Annotated in this window: 14 protein-coding genes; 4 read left to right on the top strand and 10 right to left on the bottom strand. The window is 60.5% G+C overall.

Annotated features, from left to right (window positions below):
- Positions 1 to 202 precede the first annotated feature (202 nt).
- Positions 203 to 1,165, top strand: coding sequence for an ADP-ribosyl-[dinitrogen reductase] hydrolase (draG, locus tag KI810_RS10935; protein WP_214175578.1), 963 nt, complete (start codon positions 203 to 205; stop codon positions 1,163 to 1,165).
- Between the two features lie 71 nt (positions 1,166 to 1,236).
- On the opposite strand, the gene KI810_RS10940 is transcribed toward draG, so the two are convergent.
- From KI810_RS10940 to KI810_RS10960, 5 genes are all read right to left on the bottom strand, one after another.
- The gene (locus KI810_RS10940) at positions 1,237 to 2,430 is read right to left on the bottom strand and encodes a pilus assembly protein TadG-related protein (protein WP_246525508.1); all 1,194 of its coding nucleotides are present in this window, start codon (positions 2,428 to 2,430) and stop codon (positions 1,237 to 1,239) included.
- 128 nt (positions 2,431 to 2,558) lie between these two features.
- Complete coding sequence (locus KI810_RS10945) at positions 2,559 to 3,860, bottom strand: L-lactate MFS transporter (RefSeq protein WP_214175579.1); 1,302 nt, start codon at positions 3,858 to 3,860, stop codon at positions 2,559 to 2,561.
- Positions 3,861 to 4,281: 421 nt separating this feature from the next.
- On the bottom strand, positions 4,282 to 4,959 hold the full coding sequence (locus tag KI810_RS10950; protein ID WP_214175580.1) for a DUF1318 domain-containing protein: 678 nt from the start codon (positions 4,957 to 4,959) through the stop codon (positions 4,282 to 4,284).
- A 146-nt stretch (positions 4,960 to 5,105) separates the two neighbouring features.
- Positions 5,106 to 8,639, bottom strand: a complete 3,534-nt coding sequence (locus KI810_RS10955) for a DUF748 domain-containing protein (RefSeq protein ID WP_214175581.1) — start codon at positions 8,637 to 8,639, stop codon at positions 5,106 to 5,108.
- A gap of 177 nt (positions 8,640 to 8,816) precedes the next feature.
- On the bottom strand, positions 8,817 to 8,990 hold the full coding sequence (locus KI810_RS10960; RefSeq protein ID WP_214175582.1) for a ribbon-helix-helix protein, CopG family: 174 nt from the start codon (positions 8,988 to 8,990) through the stop codon (positions 8,817 to 8,819).
- Between the two features lie 289 nt (positions 8,991 to 9,279).
- On the opposite strand from KI810_RS10960, the gene KI810_RS10965 reads away from it, so the two are divergent.
- Positions 9,280 to 10,077: an IclR family transcriptional regulator gene (locus KI810_RS10965; RefSeq protein WP_214175583.1), complete on the top strand. Its 798-nt coding sequence runs from the start codon at positions 9,280 to 9,282 to the stop codon at positions 10,075 to 10,077.
- 79 nt (positions 10,078 to 10,156) lie between these two features.
- Here KI810_RS10965 and KI810_RS10970 read toward each other — a convergent pair whose 3' ends face one another.
- Positions 10,157 to 12,214, bottom strand: a complete 2,058-nt coding sequence (locus tag KI810_RS10970) for a hypothetical protein (protein ID WP_214175584.1) — start codon at positions 12,212 to 12,214, stop codon at positions 10,157 to 10,159.
- Positions 12,215 to 12,450: 236 nt separating this feature from the next.
- Between KI810_RS10970 and KI810_RS10975 the strand changes: the two genes are divergently transcribed.
- The gene (locus tag KI810_RS10975; RefSeq protein WP_214175585.1) at positions 12,451 to 12,744 is read left to right on the top strand and encodes a hypothetical protein; all 294 of its coding nucleotides are present in this window, start codon (positions 12,451 to 12,453) and stop codon (positions 12,742 to 12,744) included.
- An 83-nt stretch (positions 12,745 to 12,827) separates the two neighbouring features.
- On the opposite strand, the gene KI810_RS10980 is transcribed toward KI810_RS10975, so the two are convergent.
- The 3 genes from KI810_RS10980 to KI810_RS10990 all read right to left on the bottom strand — a co-directional run bounded on the left by KI810_RS10980 (position 12,828) and on the right by KI810_RS10990 (position 18,385).
- The gene (locus tag KI810_RS10980; protein WP_214175586.1) at positions 12,828 to 13,874 is read right to left on the bottom strand and encodes a ParM/StbA family protein; all 1,047 of its coding nucleotides are present in this window, start codon (positions 13,872 to 13,874) and stop codon (positions 12,828 to 12,830) included.
- 140 nt (positions 13,875 to 14,014) lie between these two features.
- Positions 14,015 to 14,794, bottom strand: coding sequence for an amidohydrolase family protein (locus KI810_RS10985; protein ID WP_214175587.1), 780 nt, complete (start codon positions 14,792 to 14,794; stop codon positions 14,015 to 14,017).
- A gap of 144 nt (positions 14,795 to 14,938) precedes the next feature.
- Positions 14,939 to 18,385 (bottom strand): pyruvate carboxylase, encoded by a 3,447-nt coding sequence (locus KI810_RS10990; protein ID WP_214175588.1) that lies wholly within the window; start codon positions 18,383 to 18,385, stop codon positions 14,939 to 14,941.
- Between the two features lie 282 nt (positions 18,386 to 18,667).
- Between KI810_RS10990 and KI810_RS10995 the strand changes: the two genes are divergently transcribed.
- On the top strand, positions 18,668 to 19,699 hold the full coding sequence (locus KI810_RS10995) for a peptidylprolyl isomerase (protein WP_214175589.1): 1,032 nt from the start codon (positions 18,668 to 18,670) through the stop codon (positions 19,697 to 19,699).
- Between the two features lie 72 nt (positions 19,700 to 19,771).
- Here KI810_RS10995 and KI810_RS11000 read toward each other — a convergent pair whose 3' ends face one another.
- Positions 19,772 to 20,044, bottom strand: a complete 273-nt coding sequence (locus tag KI810_RS11000) for a DUF1450 domain-containing protein (protein WP_214175590.1) — start codon at positions 20,042 to 20,044, stop codon at positions 19,772 to 19,774.
- Position 20,045 lies beyond the last annotated feature (1 nt).

Here is a 20,045-nt window from a genome sequence, read left to right on the forward strand (position 1 = left end):
CTCCCAAAGCCCGCCATCAGCCTTGTTGCGGAATCTACGGGAAGAAATAATGGAGATACCGCTGCCTTAATTTTCGGATAGTGCTCATTTTGTGGGCAACTGACACAGCGAACGGTGAAAGGTGAATAGTTAGACGTTACCGCATGAATTCACCATTCGCTGTTCACCCTTTGAGAGGTCCGCTTATTGCATCCCCCACTCCATGACTGTTCCCCACGACATCCATGACATCCTCTCCCGGACAAGGGGAGCTTTCGTAGGCCTGGCGATCGGTGATGCCCTCGGTGCGCCGGTGGAGTTCATGACCAGCAGCGAAATCAGGGCGAAGCACGGCCTGCTGCGCGATCTGGTGGGAGGTGGCTGGCTGCGGCTGAAACCGGGGCAGGTGACCGACGACACGGAGATGGCGCTCTGCATCGCCCGGGCCATCGATGCTGCGGAGGGGTGGGACCTGAATGGTATCGCCGGCAATTTCGCCGCCTGGCTCAGGACCAGGCCGGTGGACGTGGGAGACACCTGTCGTCGCGGCATCCGCAACTACATGCTCAAGGGGGTGCTGGAAACCCCTTTCAACCAATGGGACGCCGGCAACGGCGCGGCAATGAGGATGGCGCCGGTGGCACTCTTCACCCTGGGGGACGACGAAGCCCTGACCGACCGCGCCGTGGCCCAGGGCCGCCTCACCCACAACCACCCTCTCTCCGACGCAGCCTGTATCTGCCTCGGCCGCCTCGTCCATCTGGCAATCCAGGGGCGGTCAAAAAACCGGTTACGCAGGGAGGCGGACCGGCTCGTCGCTGCGCATCCGGCATTCGGGTTCGACAAGTACAAGGGGTTGGCCAGCGGCTACGTGGTTGACACCCTCCAGACCGTTTTTCATCATTTCTTCAGAACAACCGGCTTCGAGGAATGCGTGGTGGCAACGGTGAACCAAGGAGGGGATGCGGACACCACCGGCGCCATCGCCGGGATGCTGGCGGGGGCCTACTATGGTATGGAGCAGGTGCCGCGGCGATGGATGAAAAGACTCGACCCGAAAGTGCGGGAAGAGACCACCCGCCTGGCGGAACGGCTGTTCCGGCTTTCCCCGCTGTACGCCGCCTTTCCGCCCGTCGGCTCGGTGAATGACCAGACGGTCGACTGCTGTCACTATGCGCGGAAATGAAAAAGGTCAGGTCCCACCGCATCCTGCCTTCGGCTGAAACCTGACCCCACTTTTTCACTACAGATGGCAAACTATTTGACGAGAACCGGATGGAGCCCCGGGAACTGGAGCATGGCCTGGCTTCCGCAATCGAGACACGAGATGCGGTCAATGTAGAGGCCGTTGGCACCGTCGCATACCGACGCCGGCGCATCGAAGGCCGTGTTGTTCTGTTTGCACCCCGTCGTCCCCTCCACGCAAATCCTGCTGATCCTGACCAGGGCATACCGTGCCGCCGTCTGCCGTTCGACCCCTTCCCCCCGCTGCGCGGGGGAGCAGCCGGTAACGGGGGCAATGACCCACCACCCCCGCAGTTTCCCTGTGGCCGGGTCATATTCCTTGTTCGTCTTGTCGGCGTTCGGGTTGTACATCATGGATTCCATATCCCGCAGGATGTCACTGCTGGCGCCCCGGACGACGAAAATCTGCTTTCCGCAGACCTCCTGGGGGGGCATGTCCATGCAGACCAGATCGGACAGGGTCGTGGTGCCGGTCGGCTGATACTTGAGGGAGGTGTACCGGTAGCCGTTCGCCGCAGATCCACCGTTTGCGGGATCGGGAGACATCTTTCGCTCCGGGATGGAGCAGATGGAGGGATAGGTACAAGCTCGGTCGCAGACATCGGAACAGAGCGCAATGTGCGCGCTCGCCCTCGCCGGAAAGGCGGCAATGGCATCGGGGGTGTAATTGAAATTCTGATGGCCCGAAATCTTGGCGATGAAGTTCCCCAGGGACCCCAGGCCGATGGTTTCACTCTCCGCCGTACGCCTCGTCCTCACCTGCATGGCGTTGACCGGTGCCCCGCCGGGGGTATAGGTATGGGTGCTCATGTTCCAGAACCCCACCGTCACGTCATTGTCCGCCGTCAACCTGTTGGAATTGCTGTTGAATACCTCTACCAGGGCGGCCGCATGGTGTTTTCCCCGCGCCGTGTCGACGGCAACGTCCTTTGCGGATGTTTGCGCCCCGTCATTGACCACACCGGCCAGCTGTGCAGGATCGGTCTGTATCTGGGTCAACATACGCTGCTTGATTGCCTGGGCTCCGGCAAGGGCGGATGTCTCCGCAGTACCCTTGAGATCTTCGTCGCTTACGTACATATAGCCGATATCGACTGCCAGAGCGGCGACGACAAGGAATACCACGGTCATGATCACCACATAGGTGGTGTCCATGCCGGTTTCTTCGTCGTCATCCTCCAGGCCGGGCGTTCTCCTATCGTCCATTCCCGCTCCTTGTCCCATCAGAAAAACTGCACCAGATTATACCCGGATTTTTTCATAATGAAATGAAATAAGGGCCATGCGGAAAGGCATGACCCTTATGTTGTTGCTACATGCAGCCCATCAAGAATCTAGACAGACTTCTCGAGGACGACAGCCGGTTCTCCGACGGTAACCGGTGCCTCGACTTCGACCTTCTTCTTGTCGCGGAGGAAGATGGTCAGGACCGTACCGGTGGCCAGCAGGGTACCGGCCAGGATGAAGGACTTGTTCAGGCCGCCGGGCTGGGCGTTGAGCATCTCGGATACGCGCCCCATGACGAAGCCGCCCACGCCCCACGCAGTGAAAAGGACGCCGTAGTTCAGGCCGTAGTTCTTGAATCCCCAGTAATCCTTGGCGAAAGAGGGGAAGAGGCAGAGGTTGGAACCGTAGTTAAAGCCGATGAAGGTGGCCAGGATAACCAGAAGCGAGGCGCTGCCGGAACCGACGACCGGAATGGCGGCAAACATCAGGATTGCCTGGAAGGCAAGCATGATGGTGAGGGTGGCCCTGCGGCCGATCTTGTCGGAAAGGATTCCGGCAATGACCCGGCCACCGGCGTTACCGACCGCCATGATGGCCACCGCCAGGAAGGCCATGGGGCCCATGCTCTTCTTGGCCAGGCCGGCAACGCTGCCGATGACCATGAGGCCGGCGCCGGCGCCGATGAAGAAGTTCGTCCAGAGGAGATAGAATTTGGGGGAGCGGATCATCTCGCTGACCGTGGCATTGTACACGTCTTTCTTCGCAACCGGCTTGGCATCATCCTTCTTGGCCGGTTCGGCAGGCACGTACCCCTGGGGAGGATTGATCAGGAGGAAGGAAAGGCCGCATACTATGACCGCAAAGCCGACGGCCAGGAAGAGACAGGTTTTCTGCATGCCGTAGGCACCCAGGAGATAGCTTGCAAGCGGGGCGATATAGACCGGCGCGAGGCCGAAACCGGCGACCACGATGCCGGCAATCAGACCGGTCTTGGTGGAAGAGAACCACTTGAGGGCGGGCGGGGTGGCGGCACCGTAACCGAAGCCGAAACCTGCGCCGGCGAGCACGCCGAAGCCGATTACCCAGGCGGCATAGCTGTTGGAGAAGGACATGAGGGTGAAACCGCTGCCGACAAGAATCCCGCCGATGAGGGCGGTACGGGCCGGGCCGATCTTGTCCTGGCACTTGCCGGCGATGATCATGGCAAATGCGAAGACGAGACAACAGAGAGCGTAGGGATCGTTTATGGAGGAAAGACTCCAGTTGAAGGCATCGGGTCCGCCCTTTTCGATGGACGTCTTGATCGCCCCCTTGAAGATACTCCATGCATACAGCACCCCCAGCGCCAGGTTGATGCCGAGGCCGGCCATGGTTACCTGCCAACCCTTGTTAGTTGATGTCTCTGACATGATAGTCTCACCTCCGTGGTTAATGTCTGGAATCTGATGAAGGGAAGAGCAACTTGCATACCAACGTTTTATATTTTTCGTAAACAAATTTATTCTTAGTAAAATAAGCTAGTTACAAACTGACGATTTCGAGGAAGGGAAGACGCCCGGAGTACCGATTTGTAGAAATGCAAAAATATTTCAAGGTGCGGAATCGAGCTTCACACTGAATAGCGGCAGAATTTCAACATGTTGAAGAAGAAGAGCCGACCGAAGGACTGTTTCGCAAAAATGCAAAAGCCCGGTAAAGATTTGCAAAAGTGAAAATATCCCTCAGACGCAGCGTTCGGCAGTTCACCACACAGGTCACCGAAAAAAAGGCGCCACCCATTCCAGTGAATGGTGGCGCCTTTTGTCGTGGATACTTCTGCGCTGACTTTTGTTACTTCTGGACCCAGCGGCCGTTGGGAAGCTGCATCCACCACCCCGGCTTCGCCTCCTCCCGCTTGGTTTCCGCATAGGTGGCCGCCGCCTTTCCCTGCACCTGGGCCAGCGCCGCTTTTGACTCCTGCTGCTTGTTGATCTTCAGGATCGCCTTCGCCATGTTGATCACCACCGTCTTGCGGCTCGCGTTTTCCGCCTTTACCAGCGCATCGTCCTCGGGAGTGACTTTCGTCTTGTCTCGCACCGTTACCAGCCCCTGGTTGGTCAGCCCGACCACCCCCGCATCATAGAGGGACTTCAGGTTCGGAAGCCGCTGGCTCATCTCTTCGTAGGCCTTCAGCACCTCCGCATTGCCGGAAAGCTCTATCGCCAGGTCGTCGGCAACGTTGTCGGCGGCATGGGCCGCGGGAACCAGGGAAAGGGACGGCAGCTCGTCGAACAGGCGACTCTGGGGTTTGGTCTCCGGGGCTTTCTGCTCCTCAGCCGGCGTCTGCCCCCCCGCAGGCTTCTCCTCCGCCCCCTTTTCGCCGCTCTTCTTCAGAAGCATCTCGTCCAGGGACTTGTAGGCTTCCTTGACCGCCTTCTCGGGGAAGTAGACATTGACCGTTATGATGGCGCAGGCGGTCAGGAGACCGCATCCCCCCGCCAGGAGCCACTTGAGAATTCTCATGTTCATAAACCCACCTCCGCAACTGTTTATTGTACTGTCGATTTCTGAATCATGGGGCAACCATCCGCATCAAGTCTACTCACAAAACAGCCTTCCCACAAGAGAAGAAAATGGACTTATGACCAGCAGAATCTGACCGGAGAAGTCAGGGGTCACTCCTCCCATTTGAATTCCGGGCTGGCCGGTGCCTCGGCGGGGGGCTGCTCTCCCGTTGCCGTTGCCGCCTTGCCACGGGCCGCCGCCTGCTTCACCGCCTCGAACAGGTGGTCCAGGGCTATCCGGTTCTGGACCGGGGCGACCGACACCCCCAGGTCGCGGACACCGATGAGATTCGTATGGGATATATCCAGGGTCTCGAAGGTCAGGTACCCCTCCTCCAGGGTGGCGCTTATCTCCGCGCGATCATAGGGACGGTCGTTGCGGAAGAAGAATCCGCGCAGCTTCTTCCCCGCCAGCCGCTGGAGGAACTCTTTGCTGACGAGCATCTTCTCCCCGTTCCCCTCCCGCGCCCAGAGACTGACGAAGCCGTCGAGCCCCCCCAGCCCCTTCCCTTCGCCGTAGAGGCTGACGATGCCGTCCACCCTCCCCAGGATATACCCTTTGATCTTGGGGATGGCGTTGCAGAACTCTCGCAGGCTCAGGCCGTTGACCAGAAGGTCGCCGCCGTAGGCGGTCCCCCCTTTCACCGCGACGAACCCCTTGCCGAGAATCGTCCCCTCATAGAGGGACGACCTGAGGGAGACGATCTCGGTGAGGCCGTTCTTCGCCCTGAGTTCCATGGTAGTCCGCTCCAGGGCGAGGGGGCCGAAGCGTACCGAGCCGATGGTGAGGTTCGGAGTGTCAGTCCCCTTTCCGAGCCGTTCAAGGAGCAGCGGGTAGTTCTCCCGGCTGAAAATAAGGGTGTCGTTGGGGCGGACCGCCCCCCCCCTGGAGAGGTCGAGGGAGAAGGGGACCCTGCCGTTGACGTCGGTCACCGTTACCTTCTGGGTCGCCATCTCCAGACGGGCGCCGTTCAGAAGCAGCGTCCCGTTCACCAGTTTTTCGCCGGCATGGAACCGAATGTCCCCTTCTGCGGCCACCTCACCCTCCATCGTTGCCTCCTGGAGCGGCCGGGGGAGGATGTTGACGAACGGATCGGTGAGCCCGTTGAGGGTGGTCCTGGCCAAGGCATAGGTAAAGCTCCCTTCCCGTTCGGGAGAGGGGAAGTTCGCCAGTTCCCCTTTCGCCGTGAGGGCCACCCCTTCACCGACGGTAACGACTCCGTCAGTCAAAGTCAGATTGCGCCCCCCGATTTCTCCCGCCAGGCGCACTGCTCCGCCGGCCAACAACCTCTTCCCCCCCAGGCCGGCCAGGGTGATTCCCTCGCCATTAGCCGCAAATTTGCAGTCGAGCCCACCGCGCACTGCGTAGCTCCCCGTGCCGGTGACGGAGAACTCACCCCCTGCAAGGGTCACTTCTTCCCGCTTCGGAAACAGGGTACCCGCCGCAGCCAACTGCCCGCCCTTCACCCCCGCCTGGAACCGGTATCCCTCCTGCCGGTCGAAGGGGTTGAAGGCTACCGTACCGCTCACCCCGCCCCCCAGCAGGATCCCTCCCAGCTCTCCCCGCCAGCCGGGCCGTGCCATAAAGAGGCGGACGGACGGCGACGCCACGTCCTTCCCGCGAAACATGATCCTGTCGGCCGCGACAGCAGCGGTCCCCTCCAGCCACTTCCCCCTGGCATCGGCAGCGTACGTCCCGCGCAGGGTAGCTGCAAGGCCGGTCACGTCCAGGTCTCCCCGGTGCAGGGCGACGCCGGTGGCATCGACCGCGAGGGGACGGCGGCCATGCGACCCGCCATCACCTGCCGTAAGCCGGCCGGTGACCCGCTCCACTGCCAGGGTTGCCCCTTCCCCCCGGAACGCCCCCTTTTCGAGGATGACGGCGCCATCGGCAAACCGGTAACCGAAACTCCCCTCTACCTTTTTGTCCCCCACCTCCACCCCGTCGAGGCGGGCGGTGCCGGCGACTGTCACCCCCCCGCCGCCGCGGCCGAAACGGGCATCGGCGGTGCCGTTGCCGAGGGCAAAGGTTGTGCCCCCGCGGTTCCCCTTGAGGGAGGCCAGCCGGACCTGGGCCGTGCCGCCGAACTGCCGGGGAGTGCGCCCCGCCGCCGTCACGGAAAGGGAGGCGGTGCCGGCGACATTCTGTAGGCCAAGTCTGTCCAGAAGGGGTTTGAAGGTTGCCACGGGGGTGACGGGGAGCTGGAGTGCAACGGAAAGCGGTTCGGCAGAGGCAGGGGAGAGTGCGGCACGGCCCGTGACCGGGATCCCCATGAAGCGGGCCGCAAGGATCGGTATTTCTGCCTGGAGCAGCTTTAGCCGGGGGGAGAGGGTGGCCGCGAAGGGGGCATCGAGGGTCTCCAGCAGTACCGTACCGCCGGCATCGGGCTGGGAGAGACGGCCGCGGACGCGCAACCTTTCTCCTTCGCCGGCGAGGTCTGCGCTCATCGTCAGGCCGCTCGCCAGGAGCCGCTCACCCCGCGCAACTTTCCCGTCACGCAGGACAAGGGAACCATCGACTGCGGTCACGCGCGACCTGTCTCCGGCAAGGCGGATTTCCGGAATACTGAGCTTCCCCCCGAGAGAAATCCCCACCCTGTCGATTGCCGGGACAAAACTGCCCAATCGTCCCAGGTCCATCTCCTCCATGGCAAGTTCGAGGGCAAACCGCCGCGCCCCCCTGAGATCGTCTCCCTTCACGGTGGCACGCACCCTGAGGAGGCCGTTCACGTCCAGTACCAGCCCCGCCAGACGTCCCTCGCCGCGCTTGATGTCATAATCCCCATCAACGTCCAGGGTCCCCGCCAGGGGATGCGTCCCGCTGCCGGCCACCAGCTGGAGCGCCTCCACGCCGGCATGTCCCCTGGCGCGAAGCTTTCCCTCCTTGAGAACGGCCGTCAGGGTGAGGGAGCCATTCCCCCCCTTGAGCAGGGTCCCCCCGCGCACCTTGCTTACAAACGGCGCCAGGGAAAGGGACGACGAGGTCAGCGTCAGGTCGAAGGCAGGATCGATGCCGGGACGGACCTTCCCCTCGACCCGGTACCTGTTCCCCGCCTGGTCCCCGAAATCCAGGGTCAACGGGGCATCCCCTCCCCCGCGGGTCGCCAGGCCGGAAAGCCGCAGCGTGATATCCTCGACCCCCCGGCCGTTCACCAGGATCGCACCCCTCTTAAGGGTGAGGTCGCCAATGGTCACCCCCCTGGCAGAGGGTTTCCCTCCCGTGAAGCGCTGCCGGAGGGGTGCGAAATTCCAAGCGCCGCCGCTTTCGGTCCGGAGATCGAGCCGCACCCCTTCCAGGGCGATCCGGCGGAAGACCACCTTCCCCCGGATCATATCCAGCCAGCGGGGGGCAATGGCCAGAGAGTCGGCGGCGGCCAGGTTGCCGGTGAAACCCGCCGGGTTCGCGACGGTCACCCCCTGGATATACAGGGTGTCTCCCGCCAGCCGGAGGCCGGCCACCCTGACGGGCTGGTGGAGACGGGAGGTCGCCAGACGGGAAAGCCGGTGGGATGCATCGGGAGTCGCCAGGTAGATCTTCAGGGAAACGACAGCCAGGGCGCAGAGGAGCACCACCGCAAAAAGAACCCGCGCCAGGACCTTCCTGATCGACCTCCCGCTGTTATTGGCTGTACTGGCAGTCTCCATCCCCATCCTCCCGCATGGAGACTTTAACCGGGAATCTTCCGTTTGACAAGAGCGTAGGGACCGTAAAGAAAAGACAGATTATGGGGCTGGCAGACAAGGTGGGAGATTAAACGGTAATGGTCCGCATAAGGCCATGGAAAGGGGAGCGGGAAAAACGGTCAGACGACCGGACGCCGGTCAGCGGGACGACACGCTCTTTCCCATCCGCAGCTGAACAAGCCCCACCGCCTCCCGCATGACGTCCGATATGCTCCGATCCATCCGGCGCGCAATCTCGGTGAGGGTTTCCTTTTCCGCGTCACTGATCCGTAACGACACCACATTGTAGCGAGGATTCTTTTTCATGGCCATGTCGACATCCCATCAAGTAGTTTCGTTCTGCAAAATCATATTTCCAATTACGCCCCTTTTGTACCCCATACCTGACCGAATGTAAACATAAATTTGACGGTGTATTCATTATACTTCCCCATAAACTGCCATTCTTAACGACCCTTGACACTTCATGCCACCCTCTTGACGTTGAACACCAGATTATTCCGTTCAGCGAAACATACTTCGAAAAATAAGCATTTGACTTCTCCGGAAAGTTATGGCACACCTTGAGTTAATTTCGCAGAATGAAACTAAGGGGTGGGGAATGGGAAAAGAAAAGAATGGGAACGGCGAAGAGACCGACCGCCAGTCGATCCGCTCCCTGGAGCGGGGGCTGGAGGTACTGCGCTGCTTCAAGCCGGGTGACCGTTATCTGGGAAACCAGGAGTTGGCGGCGCGCACCGGCCTCCCCAAGCCGACGATCTCCCGCCTCACCCACACGCTGACCAAGCTCGGCTACCTGAGCTACACGGAAAAGTTCGGCAAATATCACCTGGACTCGGCCGTCCTCGCCCTCGGCTACTCTTTCCTCGCCAACCTGGATGTCCGCCGCGTCGCCCGCCCCTACATGGAGGGATTGGCCGAATATGCCCAGGCGTCGGTCACTGTCGGCGTTCAGGACCGGCTCAACATGCTCTACGTGGAGGCTTGCCGGAGCAGCGCCACGGTCACCCTGACCCTCGGTGCCGGCTCACAGATACCCATAGCCACCACCTCCATGGGGCGGGCGCTCCTTTGCGCCCTGCCGGAACCGGAGCGGGCGAACCTCATGGAGCAGATCCGGGTCCGCAACGAAGCTGACTGGCCCCGGATCAGCGCCGGCATCGAGCAGGCCCTCAAGGACTATGAACACTTCGGCTTCTGCCTCTCCCTCGGCGACTGGAAAAAGGATGTCCACGCCGTCGCCACCCCCCTCGTCCCGTCCGACGGTTCCCGCATCCTCGTCTTCAGCTGCGTCGGCGCCGCCTTTCAGCTCCGCCGCCACATGCTGGAAGACGACATCGGCCCCCGCCTCCTGAACCTGGTAACCAACGTCAAAGAGGACCTCGACCGGCTCACGTAGGGGAAGCAAAGCATCTTTATCCACGCATAAAAAAAAGGGCCTGCTGTTGCAGGCCCGTCCTTTTTCTCTGTTTCCCTTTTCACCCTTCGGGGCCGGCGCCGTCGGTCACCTGCCCGTAATTGACGAGAAGCCGGGCAACCCGTTCATGGGCATGACGGATGAGCTCCACCAGATCACCCTCTCCCCCGGTCTTCTGAACCCCGCCGGCAAGATACGAGGTTTCCCGCGACAGGTCCGCCAGCTGTGCCGCTTCGGCCACCAGTTCCGCGAGGAACGTACCGGCCAGCCGGAGGGTCCCTCCGGCAACGGCCAGTGACCCCGTATACTCCTGGGCCTGGAGCTGTTGTTTCACCACCGCATCGTTCAGCGCCGATACGCGACCGACAAGCTCCCCCACCTGGATTGCCTGGCCATCCAGGGGACTCTGCACCCCCTGGAGTTCCTCTGCAAGTGCGGCGATCTCCCGGACAAGACGATCGACCTCGCCACCTTTCTTCCCCGCCAAGGAAAGGGCCTTTCCGAGCAGTTCTCCCTCTAGGGCGGAAGCGGCAGCGATATCCTCCGCGGCATTGCCGGCCCATCCCACCATCGAGTGTGCCATCCGGGCTGCATCCGTTACGGTACCCCCCACGCCGAGAGCCTTGCCGGCCAACGCACGGAACGCCTGAACGTCCCCAGTCATACTCCAGGCAAGCTCTTCCATCCGTGTCGCCAGGAGCTCGCACTCGTTCCCGGCAGGTCCGGGAACACCGGTCCGGCCGAGGGTCCGGGCCATGTCGGCCATATCGAGCACCGCCGCACTGCTCCGGGCAATGTCGTGGGCACGGTCATCCAGCTCCTCCAGCAGCCGGACAAGGGCCGCAACCCGTTCGGCAACCGCGTTCTCGTCATCACGGGCCGCAGCAAGGGCAGGAAGTACCCGTTCGCGCATCACGGAGGAACACTCTTCCGCCATCCGGGCGGCAGCCGACAGGTCGTCGCGCAGACTGCCGGGGTCGGCAGCGGGTGTCGCAAGCCGCTGCATCTCCGTGCGAACACGTCCAACCACCTCGAAAGCCTCCCGCACCGGGTCAACGGAATCGGCCACCCTCCGTGCCAGGTCCTGTACTTCTCCGACCTGGGCACCATCGGACGATACCGATGCCTCGCATCCCCCCAGCACCGACTCCACGATACCACCCCCCGCCGCGATCAGTCCGTCGGCACGGCCCGCCACATCTGCCGCCTGTCGCTGCAACTGGCTGACCCGGTCGCGGAAAAGCCGCGCATGCTCCGCTCCGCTCCGACGAAGCCCCTCTTCGGCCGACAAGGCCGACAAGGCTTCCTGCAGCGCACTGCTGGCATCGCACAGGTCGCGGGCAAGCGCCAGGGGAGATTTGTGTACGACAGGGGAAGGAGAAACATCGGAACTGTCAGCGGCAAGGAGGACCTCATCGCCAGGGAGATTGGAACAATCGGGAACTGAGATATCCGCCGTCGCCTGATCGGCGGACACGCGGGGGATGACTGCAGAGTACCTTGTCAGAAGAGGAACCGTCGGGAGAGGGATCGTGCGGGACACCGCTTGCAGGGTCTCCGCTCCCGTTTCATCATTGCGGGGCCTGTTATCCCACAAGCAGGCCGCTACAAGAACCGCAGCGACAAGGGAAAACAGCCCCCATTGAACCGCGGCAGTATGGCGGAGACGGGCAGTAAGCCGCCCATCCTCGCCCGCCATTGAAAAATGGGTAATTACGCTCCCTGCCTCCCGGCCATCCAGCCGGATAGGGGTCTGAAAGGTGTTAAGCCGTGCGGGAGGAGTGTCCTTGGCTTTTTCCAGAAGGACCTTCCCCTTCTTGTCCCGGACGGTTATGGAAACCAGATCCTGGTCCTTGAGTGCTTCATCGGTAGCACTGTCGAGACCGGACATCTCACCCCTGTCCAGGGAACGGGCAGCAGCATCACTGAGCATGCGGGAGATGACATAGGCTTTCTGCACGACCTCGTCGACGGAGGTCTCCCGCGTCCCCGTTGAATACCAGGCGGAGAGACCGATATTGACGCAGAGGAGCAGGAGCAGCACGAGGAGCGCGAAACGTTGCAGCGGGCTCCTACCGCGCCATATTCTGAACAGCCTTGTCGTTATTCGTTTGAGCATAGCCATCCGTGAAAATCAGGGTGAATGCCACCACCGGCCGTCTTGGGCATTCCGGGCATACGGGAACGTGCCAGGAACTCCGACAGCCACGTTACAATATTGTCAGGTTATAATATGATTTCCCAGAAATGTCAAAGAATGCCCAAGGGAAAACCCGTCAGGTATGCATGTATCCAGAAATAATCTGCATATTTCCCGAGGGAAAAGAGTATAGTGAAGACAGGAAACAGATGGATATGCACCCCGTACCACTGTCATGCCATGCATCGCTGGAGGGAGAAAGGGAGAACGCCATGTCCCGTCTCTATTACCTCCATTGCCATTACTGCGGCGAACCGCTCTCCAACCGCGAATCCCCCTACTGTCCCGCCTGCAACCTCTATCTCTGCTACCGTGCCATGCCGTTCCTGCTCGGCATGATCCTCACTGGCCGGCTGGCAACCGATCTGGCAACGGCCCCCTCCACCTTGGAACTCGTGACAGACACGGCACAGGGATATGACGATGAGCGCTCCCTCGTCTGGGAATAGTGCATCAGGGGAAATCGGGAGTGGAAACGACAATGGCCCGCTTTCGCAGGCCATTGGAGGGGGTTTGTCGTACCGGGGACGGACTAGGCTGGAGGGGTGGCTGGAGGCGTGACGATGCCCCTGGCCCAGATGTGCTTGCCGAATTTCCAGTACCCCTGGACATTGCAGAGCCGGGCGTCCTTGGCTGCGTCCGCCACGATGACCTGTCCGTTGAGGAGCGGCTGAAGATGCCGGGCTAGTGCCGCCCCTCCCCCGCCGGTCAGCACGATGGTCTCGATATCCCAGTCGTCGGTCCAGAGCCGGTCGACCTCGTTGGCGATGGAGGTCGCCAGCTGTCCGTAGACATGCTCGGTCGGCCCCTTGAGATCGAATTCCTTGCCGCGGATCTTGATGTTACCCCGCTCCACCGCGTCGTAGAGGCGGTAGAGTTCAACATTGACGCTGGTCTTCTCCCGCAGCTTGCCGGCTATCATGCCGAAGGCACGGGATATTCCCGAATCGGTAGTCCTGCTCCCCCGCTCCGAATAGCGCATCTTGTCGGCAACGGTAAAGTCGGCGGTCTTGAAGCCGATGTCGATGATGCCGACCTTCTCCTTCACGTAGCGCTTTTCTCCCAGTTCCCCCACGTCATTCAGCATCAGGTTGAAGAGCGAGCCGAAGGGCTGGGGAATTACCCTCACCTCGTTGATCTTGATGACCTTTTCCTCCCGCTTGCCGCTGCCGTTGGTCAGGACCACCTTGTGGTCCCCCTTGAGCATTTTCGCCAGTTCGTCCTTGTATTCCTTGAAATAGCCGATGGGGAGGCCGGTCACCAGACCGACGGGCATGAAGGTGCCGACCAGGCGGGACGCCGCCGCTAGCGCCAGCTGTTTGGCAAAGGCACTGAAGAACTGGGACTGGTCAAGGGTGAAGGAGCGGACGTTACTCTGCCGTTCGGCCATCTCGCCGACGAAATACGAGCGTCCATCTACCTCGATCTGGATGTTCTCGTCGGGAGAGCTCTCCCCCAGGATACCCCCCTTGAACTGGATATCGGTCGCCTCGCCGAGGATCGATTTGAAGACGATGGTGCGCGTCCCGTTGGTCGCCTTGGTGAATCCGAACCCGATATCGATTGCAATAATCTCCATGTCTGACTCCTTATGGCTGATCAAAATAGACGGCAGGAACAAGGGGAGGTCCCGCGCCACACCGGCGGGAAGGATACCACCCCGGTTTGACCGATGTCAACATGATTTCCCGCCGTATTTCCGCAGGATAGGGGAGGGGCTCAGGCCGGTTCGCGGGGCGAGGGTGGCGCGAAGAACACTGCCGCGTTGTCGTGGAACACCTTGCGAGCCCCTTCATCCCCCAGGGCTTCGACGACAAGGTCGAAATCCTTGTCTTCGTAGGGGCGGGGTGCCCGGGTGGAGGGGAGGTCGGTGCCGAACATCAGTGCCTCCGGATTGGCGGCGTAGAGCTCCTGGAGCGCGGTGCGCACGTCGAAGTCGACCCGGCCGAAACCGGTCGCCTTAACCCGGACGCCATGTCCGGCCAGCTTCAAGAGCGTCCCGAATCCTTCCCGGGCAAGCCCGAGATGGTCGATGCTGACGGCGGGAAGGGCTGCCAGGGTGTCGTACAGCCCGGCCAACTCCCGGGAATCAACGTACAGCTCCACATGCCACCCCACGAGCTCGTGAACCCGCCGTGCCATGCTGTCGAGGTACCGTACATCCGCCGAGCCACCCCGCTTGAGATTGAACCGGACCGCCCGGACCCCCGCCTCGTCCAGTTCCACCAGTTCCCAATCGGAAACTGTCGCCGGCAACTGGGTCACCCCCACAAAGGTCGGACCGAGCCTTTTGAGGGCATCGACCAGGTAGGTCTGGTCGAATGCCTGGAACGAGCCGGACACGATGGCCCCTCCCGCCAGGTCATATGACTTCATCCGCTCGAGGTAATCCACGCAGGCAAACTCGGCAGGCAGATACCCGTCGTTGGGTACCAGGGGGAAACGGCTGTCGATGATGTGCAGATGGGTGTCGAAGAGCTTGAATTCCTTGAGAGACAAGGGGACCTCCTCTGAGATCGCTGCAGTCTCCGGCCAGCGTGTTATGCGCACAACGAATGCAGTGGTGCAGGCTTTTGCATGGATTAAGAGGAAGGCCCGCTCATGGGCGGGTCTTCCTCTTCGCAACGGAGATGAACGGAAAGGTTACGCCAGTACGAAGGCCAGATCCTCCTTCTCCACCTTTTCCCCTTCCTTGAACTTCACGTCGACAACCTTCCCGTCCGCCTTGGCCTTGATGTTGGTCTCCATCTTCATCGCTTCGGTAACCATCAGCACGTCCCCCGCCTTGATCTCGTCCCCTGCCTTGACGTTGATCTTGAGCACCTTTCCCGGCATGGGGGCGCCGATGTGGTTCGGGTTCCCCCTGTCGGCCTTCTCCCGCACCACTTCGTCGGTCTGTACCGACTGGTCACGCACGGTGACCGACCGGGCGTTGCCGTTCAGCTCGAAGTAGACCTGGCGGGTGCCGTCCGCCTGTACCTTGCCGACGGCATTCAGCTTGATGATCAGGGTCTTCCCCGGTTCGATATCCAGGGAAGTCTCCTGACCCGGCTCCAGGCCGTAGAAGAAAATGGGGGTCGGGATGACCGAGGTGTCCGAGTACTCCTGGCGGTGCCGGTCGAAGTCGGGATAGACATTGGGATAGAGGATGGCGGACACGAGCGCCTGGTCGTCGATCCGGTGTCCCACCTTCTCCTCCAGCTTCTCCCGCTCCAGTTCGAAATCCACCGGCTCCAGCAGTTCGCCGGGGCGACAGGTAATCGGCTGCTCCCCTCTCAGGATGATCTTCTGCAGCTCCTCCGGCCACCCCTGGTAGGGCTGGCCGAGCATCCCCTTGAACATGCCGATGACCGACTCGGGGAAGGCCAGCTCGTCCCCCTTGGTGAAGACATCTTCCGGCTGCAAGCCGTTCTTCACCAGGAACATGGCCATATCCCCCACAACCTTCGACGAAGGGGTAACCTTGACAATATCACCGAACAGCAGGTTGACCTTGTGGTACATCTCCTTGCATTCGTCCCACTGGTCGAGGAGGCCGAGGCCGGCGACCTGGGGCTTGTAGTTGGAATACTGACCTCCGGGGATTTCGTGGTGGTAGACTTCGGCAGTGCCGCTTTTAAGGCCCGACTCGAAGGGGGCATAGTAGTCGCGCACCGTCTCCCAGTAGTTTGCCAGCCGCTGCAGGCCGTCGGTGTTCACCTGCGGATCCCTCTCGGTCCCTTCAAGCGCTGCCACAAGGGCGTTCAGGTTCGGCTGGGCGGTGAGGCCGGAAAGGGAGGATAGCGCCGCATCCACGATATCGACCCCCGCCTCGCTCGCCATGAGAAGCATGGCACCGGCATTGCTGGAGGTGTCATGGGTATGGAGGTGGACCGGGATGCCGATATTCTCCTTCAGAGCCTTGACCAGCTTGTACCCCGCGAAGGGCTTCAGAAGGCCCGCCATATCCTTGATGGCAAGGATATGGGCACCCATCTGCTCTAGCTCTTTGGCCATGTTCACGTAGTATTCCAGCGGATACTTGTCCCGCTTCGGATCGGTAATGTCGCCGGTATAGCAGATGGCCGCCTCGCAGACCTTGCCGGTTTTCCGCACCGCCTCCATTGCCACCGCCATCCCCTTGGTCCAGTTGAGGGAGTCGAACACCCGGAAAATATCCACTCCCGAATTGGCTGCCTCCTCCACGAATTTCTGCACCACGTTGTCCGGGTAGTTGGTATACCCCACCGCGTTCGAACCCCGGAGCAGCATCTGGAAGAGGATGTTGGGAATCGCCTCGGAGAGCTTGTGGAGGCGCTGCCAGGGGTCTTCCTTGAGAAAGCGCATGGAGACGTCGAAGGTGGCCCCTCCCCACATTTCCAGGGAGAAGATATCCGCCGCCAGGTACGAGGTGGGCTCGGCGACCTTCAGCAGGTCATGGGTGCGCACCCGCGTGGCCAGGTTTGACTGGTGGGCGTCCCGCATGGTGGTATCGGTGATGAGCAGTTTTTTCTGCTCCAGTATCCACTTGGAAAGCCCCTCGGCGCCAAGCTTCATGAACAGGTCGCGGCTCCCTGCCGGCCGCGGCTTGGTGAAATCGATCTCCGGCACCCGCGCCTCGATCAGTTCCGCCGACTTGAGCGGCTTGACGATCCCCGGCGAACCGTTGACGACCACGTCGCCGAGAAACTTGAGGACCTTGGTGGCCCGGTCCTTCTTTTCGCGGACCTGGAGGAGCTCGGGATGTTTTTCAATGAACGAGGTGTCGCAACTCCCCTTGATGAAAACCGGATGGGTGACGACGTTTTCCAGGAACCCGATGTTGGTCTTGACGCCGCGAACCCGGAACTCCTGCAGGGCGCGGTTCATGATATGGGCGGCATCCTTGAAGGTCAGGCCCCATGAGCTGACCTTCACCAACAGGGAATCGTAATGGGGGGTGATGTGGGACCCGGTAAAGGCATTCCCCGCATCGAGCCGGATGCCTGCCCCGGCCGCCGAACGATACGTAGTCAGGGTGCCGAAGTCCGGGGCGAAGTTATTGGCAGGATCTTCGGTGGTGATGCGGCACTGGATGGCATACCCCCGCATGTCGATGGCCGATTGGCTGGGGATGTTGATTTCCGGGTCGGAAAGCTTGTGCCCCGCGGCGACCAGGATCTGATACTGAACCAGGTTGCGGCCGGTGATCATCTCCGTGACCGTGTGCTCCACCTGGATACGCGGGTTCATTTCGATGAAATAGTAGTTCCCTTCCTGGTCCACCAGGAACTCGACGGTACCCGCATTACGGTACTTGACCTGACCGGCGATCTTCAGGGCCGCCGTGCAGAGTTCCTCGCGCTGGGTCTGGGTCAGACAGAGGGAGGGGGCAAATTCGACCACTTTCTGGTGCCGGCGCTGTACGGAACAGTCGCGGTCGAAGAAGTGGACAAGGTTCCCATAGTTGTCCCCCAGCACCTGCACCTCGATATGCTTGGGGTTCTCGATGTAACGTTCGAGAAAGACCGCCGGATTGCCGAAGGCGGCCTTGGCCTCACTGCGGGCGGAGGAAAGACCTTCCAGCAGCTCCTTCTTGTTCCGGGCCACGCGCATGCCGCGGCCGCCGCCGCCGGCCGCCGCCTTGATGATGATCGGGTACCCGGATTCCTTAGCGAACTTGAGGGCCTCCTCTTCCTTCTCGATGGGGTCCTCGGTACCGGGAACTACCGGAACGCCGGCAGTCATGGCGGCCTTGCGCCCTGCAACCTTGTCCCCCAATGCCCGCTGCATCTCCGCGGTCGGGCCGATGAACGCGATACCGGCGGCCTCGCACTTCTCGGCAAACTCGGCATTCTCGGCGAGGAAACCGTAACCGGGATGGATGGCGTCCACATCCGCCTTCAGTGCCAGGGAAATGATCTCGTCGATCCCGAGATAGGCGTCGATAGGACTCTTCCCCTTGCCGACCAGATAGGCTTCGTCCGCCTTGTACCGATGGAGGGAAAGCTTGTCCTCCTCGGAATAGAGCGCCACCGTGCCGATACCCAGTTCGGTGCAGGCACGGAAGATGCGGATGGCGATTTCGCCACGGTTAGCAGCCATTACTTTACGGAACGTTCTTCTATTCATTGAAACCTCCTGATTCGGTGTATTTTACGATAAATAAAACAGTTACAATATAAATAAAAACTTTAGTAACGCTAAATTTGTTTAGTTATTTTGAAGAGTTATGCTCTACATAAGACACTGCACATAAAACCAGATTCAAGCACACCTGTCAACACTATAATACCGTTTTATTGACCACAACACTCCGTATACACGAACGAGACCTTTCCACTTTGATAAACCTGACAAAGATGATATATAAAAGTGTACTTGCCGCACACCATTAGACAAGGAGAACATTCGATGAAATTCCCCCGTAAATTCGCAACAGGCGCACTTTGCGCCACGCTTGCCGGCCTCGTGCTCCAGGGAGGTGCAGCCCTCGGCTCAGAAGCAAAGGAAGCGCAACCTGCGGCACCTGCCAAACAGGAATCGGTGGCACGCAAATCCCCCGGCGACGTCATCGTGAAGGTCAACGGCGAAGCGATCACCCGCGGTGAAGTCGACCGGGCAATGAAAGTCCTTCTCTCCCAGCGGAACATGACCCTTGACCAGTTACCCGCCGAAGTGAGGACCCAGGCCGAGGAAGCCACGGTCGAGCAGCTGATTTCGGCGGAACTGCTCTACCAGGCAGGAAAGAAGGTCGAGAGCAAGGACCTGGACAAGCAGGTCGAAGAAAAGATCGCCCAGAGCCGGGCCAAATTCGGCAAACCCGAAGAGTTCGCAGCCGCCCTCAAATCAGCCGACCTCACCGAGGCGGAATTGAAGGTGCTCACCGTCAAGGATGTTGTTATCAACAACTACATCGAAAAAGAGATAGCGGCAAAGGTCACCGTCACGGATGCCGAAACGAAGAAGTTCTACGACGAGAACCAGGAAAAATTCAAGCAGAGCGAATCGGTCCGGGCCAGCCACATTCTGTGCGGCGTCGATGCCAAAGCGGACGCCGACGCAAAAAAGAAGGCGAAGGAAAAGGCTGAGGCCCTTCTGAAAAAGATCAAGGCGGGTGAGGACTTCGCCGCCATCGCCAAGTCAGACTCCACCTGCCCGAGCAGTGCACAGGGTGGCGACCTCGGCTTCTTCGGCCACGGCCAGATGGTCAAGCCCTTCGAGGACGCCGCCTTTGCCCTCAAACCGGGTGAAGTGAGCGGGGTCGTTGAGACCCAGTTCGGCTACCACATCATCAAGCTGACCGACAAAAAAGCTGCCGAGACCCTCAAGTACGAGGACGTGAAGGAAAAAATCGCCGACTACCTGAAGAACCAGAAAATCCAGAAAGATATCGATGCGCTGCTGAAGGACCTCCGGGGCAAGGCAAAAATCGAAAAAATCTAGCTTTGTAACGTTTGCTGTGAAATGAAAAAGCCCGCAGATGCGGGCTTTTTTTGTTAAATGTACCTGTTCCTTTTATCTGTTTTTCTTCTCTTTTCTTTTCTCCTTGTCCTCCTTCTCTTCCGTGCCAACACCTTCCCGGAGGGCAGCCACGATGCTCTGGTAGAGGTCCTCCAGATCCTTCCCCCTGACCTTCTTACCTCCGACCGTGGCTATGGGCTGTTCCGCGCAACTGCCGCACTGCCCGAGACATTTCTTGATCTTGGCATCCAGATCGGGGAACTCCTCCTGCAACCGCCGGTAGACCCGGGATTTCCCCTTGTTGTTTTCGCAGAACCGGACTTTCACG

Source organism: Geomobilimonas luticola (assembly GCF_018476905.1).
Classification (GTDB): domain Bacteria; phylum Desulfobacterota; class Desulfuromonadia; order Geobacterales; family Geobacteraceae; genus Geomobilimonas; species Geomobilimonas luticola.

Bases quoted from the DNA above. Each gene is read 5' to 3' on its own strand.
- draG (WP_214175578.1), top strand. From the start codon at position 203: ATGACTGTTCCCCACGACATCCATGACATCCTCTCCCGGACAAGGGGA.
- KI810_RS10940 (WP_246525508.1), bottom strand. From the start codon at position 2,430: ATGGACGATAGGAGAACGCCCGGCCTGGAGGATGACGACGAAGAAACC.
- KI810_RS10945 (WP_214175579.1), bottom strand. From the start codon at position 3,860: ATGTCAGAGACATCAACTAACAAGGGTTGGCAGGTAACCATGGCCGGC.
- KI810_RS10950 (WP_214175580.1), bottom strand. From the start codon at position 4,959: ATGAACATGAGAATTCTCAAGTGGCTCCTGGCGGGGGGATGCGGTCTC.
- KI810_RS10955 (WP_214175581.1), bottom strand. From the start codon at position 8,639: ATGGAGACTGCCAGTACAGCCAATAACAGCGGGAGGTCGATCAGGAAG.
- KI810_RS10960 (WP_214175582.1), bottom strand. From the start codon at position 8,990: ATGGCCATGAAAAAGAATCCTCGCTACAATGTGGTGTCGTTACGGATC.
- KI810_RS10965 (WP_214175583.1), top strand. From the start codon at position 9,280: ATGGGAAAAGAAAAGAATGGGAACGGCGAAGAGACCGACCGCCAGTCG.
- KI810_RS10970 (WP_214175584.1), bottom strand. From the start codon at position 12,214: ATGCTCAAACGAATAACGACAAGGCTGTTCAGAATATGGCGCGGTAGG.
- KI810_RS10975 (WP_214175585.1), top strand. From the start codon at position 12,451: ATGCACCCCGTACCACTGTCATGCCATGCATCGCTGGAGGGAGAAAGG.
- KI810_RS10980 (WP_214175586.1), bottom strand. From the start codon at position 13,874: ATGGAGATTATTGCAATCGATATCGGGTTCGGATTCACCAAGGCGACC.
- KI810_RS10990 (WP_214175588.1), bottom strand. From the start codon at position 18,385: ATGAATAGAAGAACGTTCCGTAAAGTAATGGCTGCTAACCGTGGCGAA.
- KI810_RS10995 (WP_214175589.1), top strand. From the start codon at position 18,668: ATGAAATTCCCCCGTAAATTCGCAACAGGCGCACTTTGCGCCACGCTT.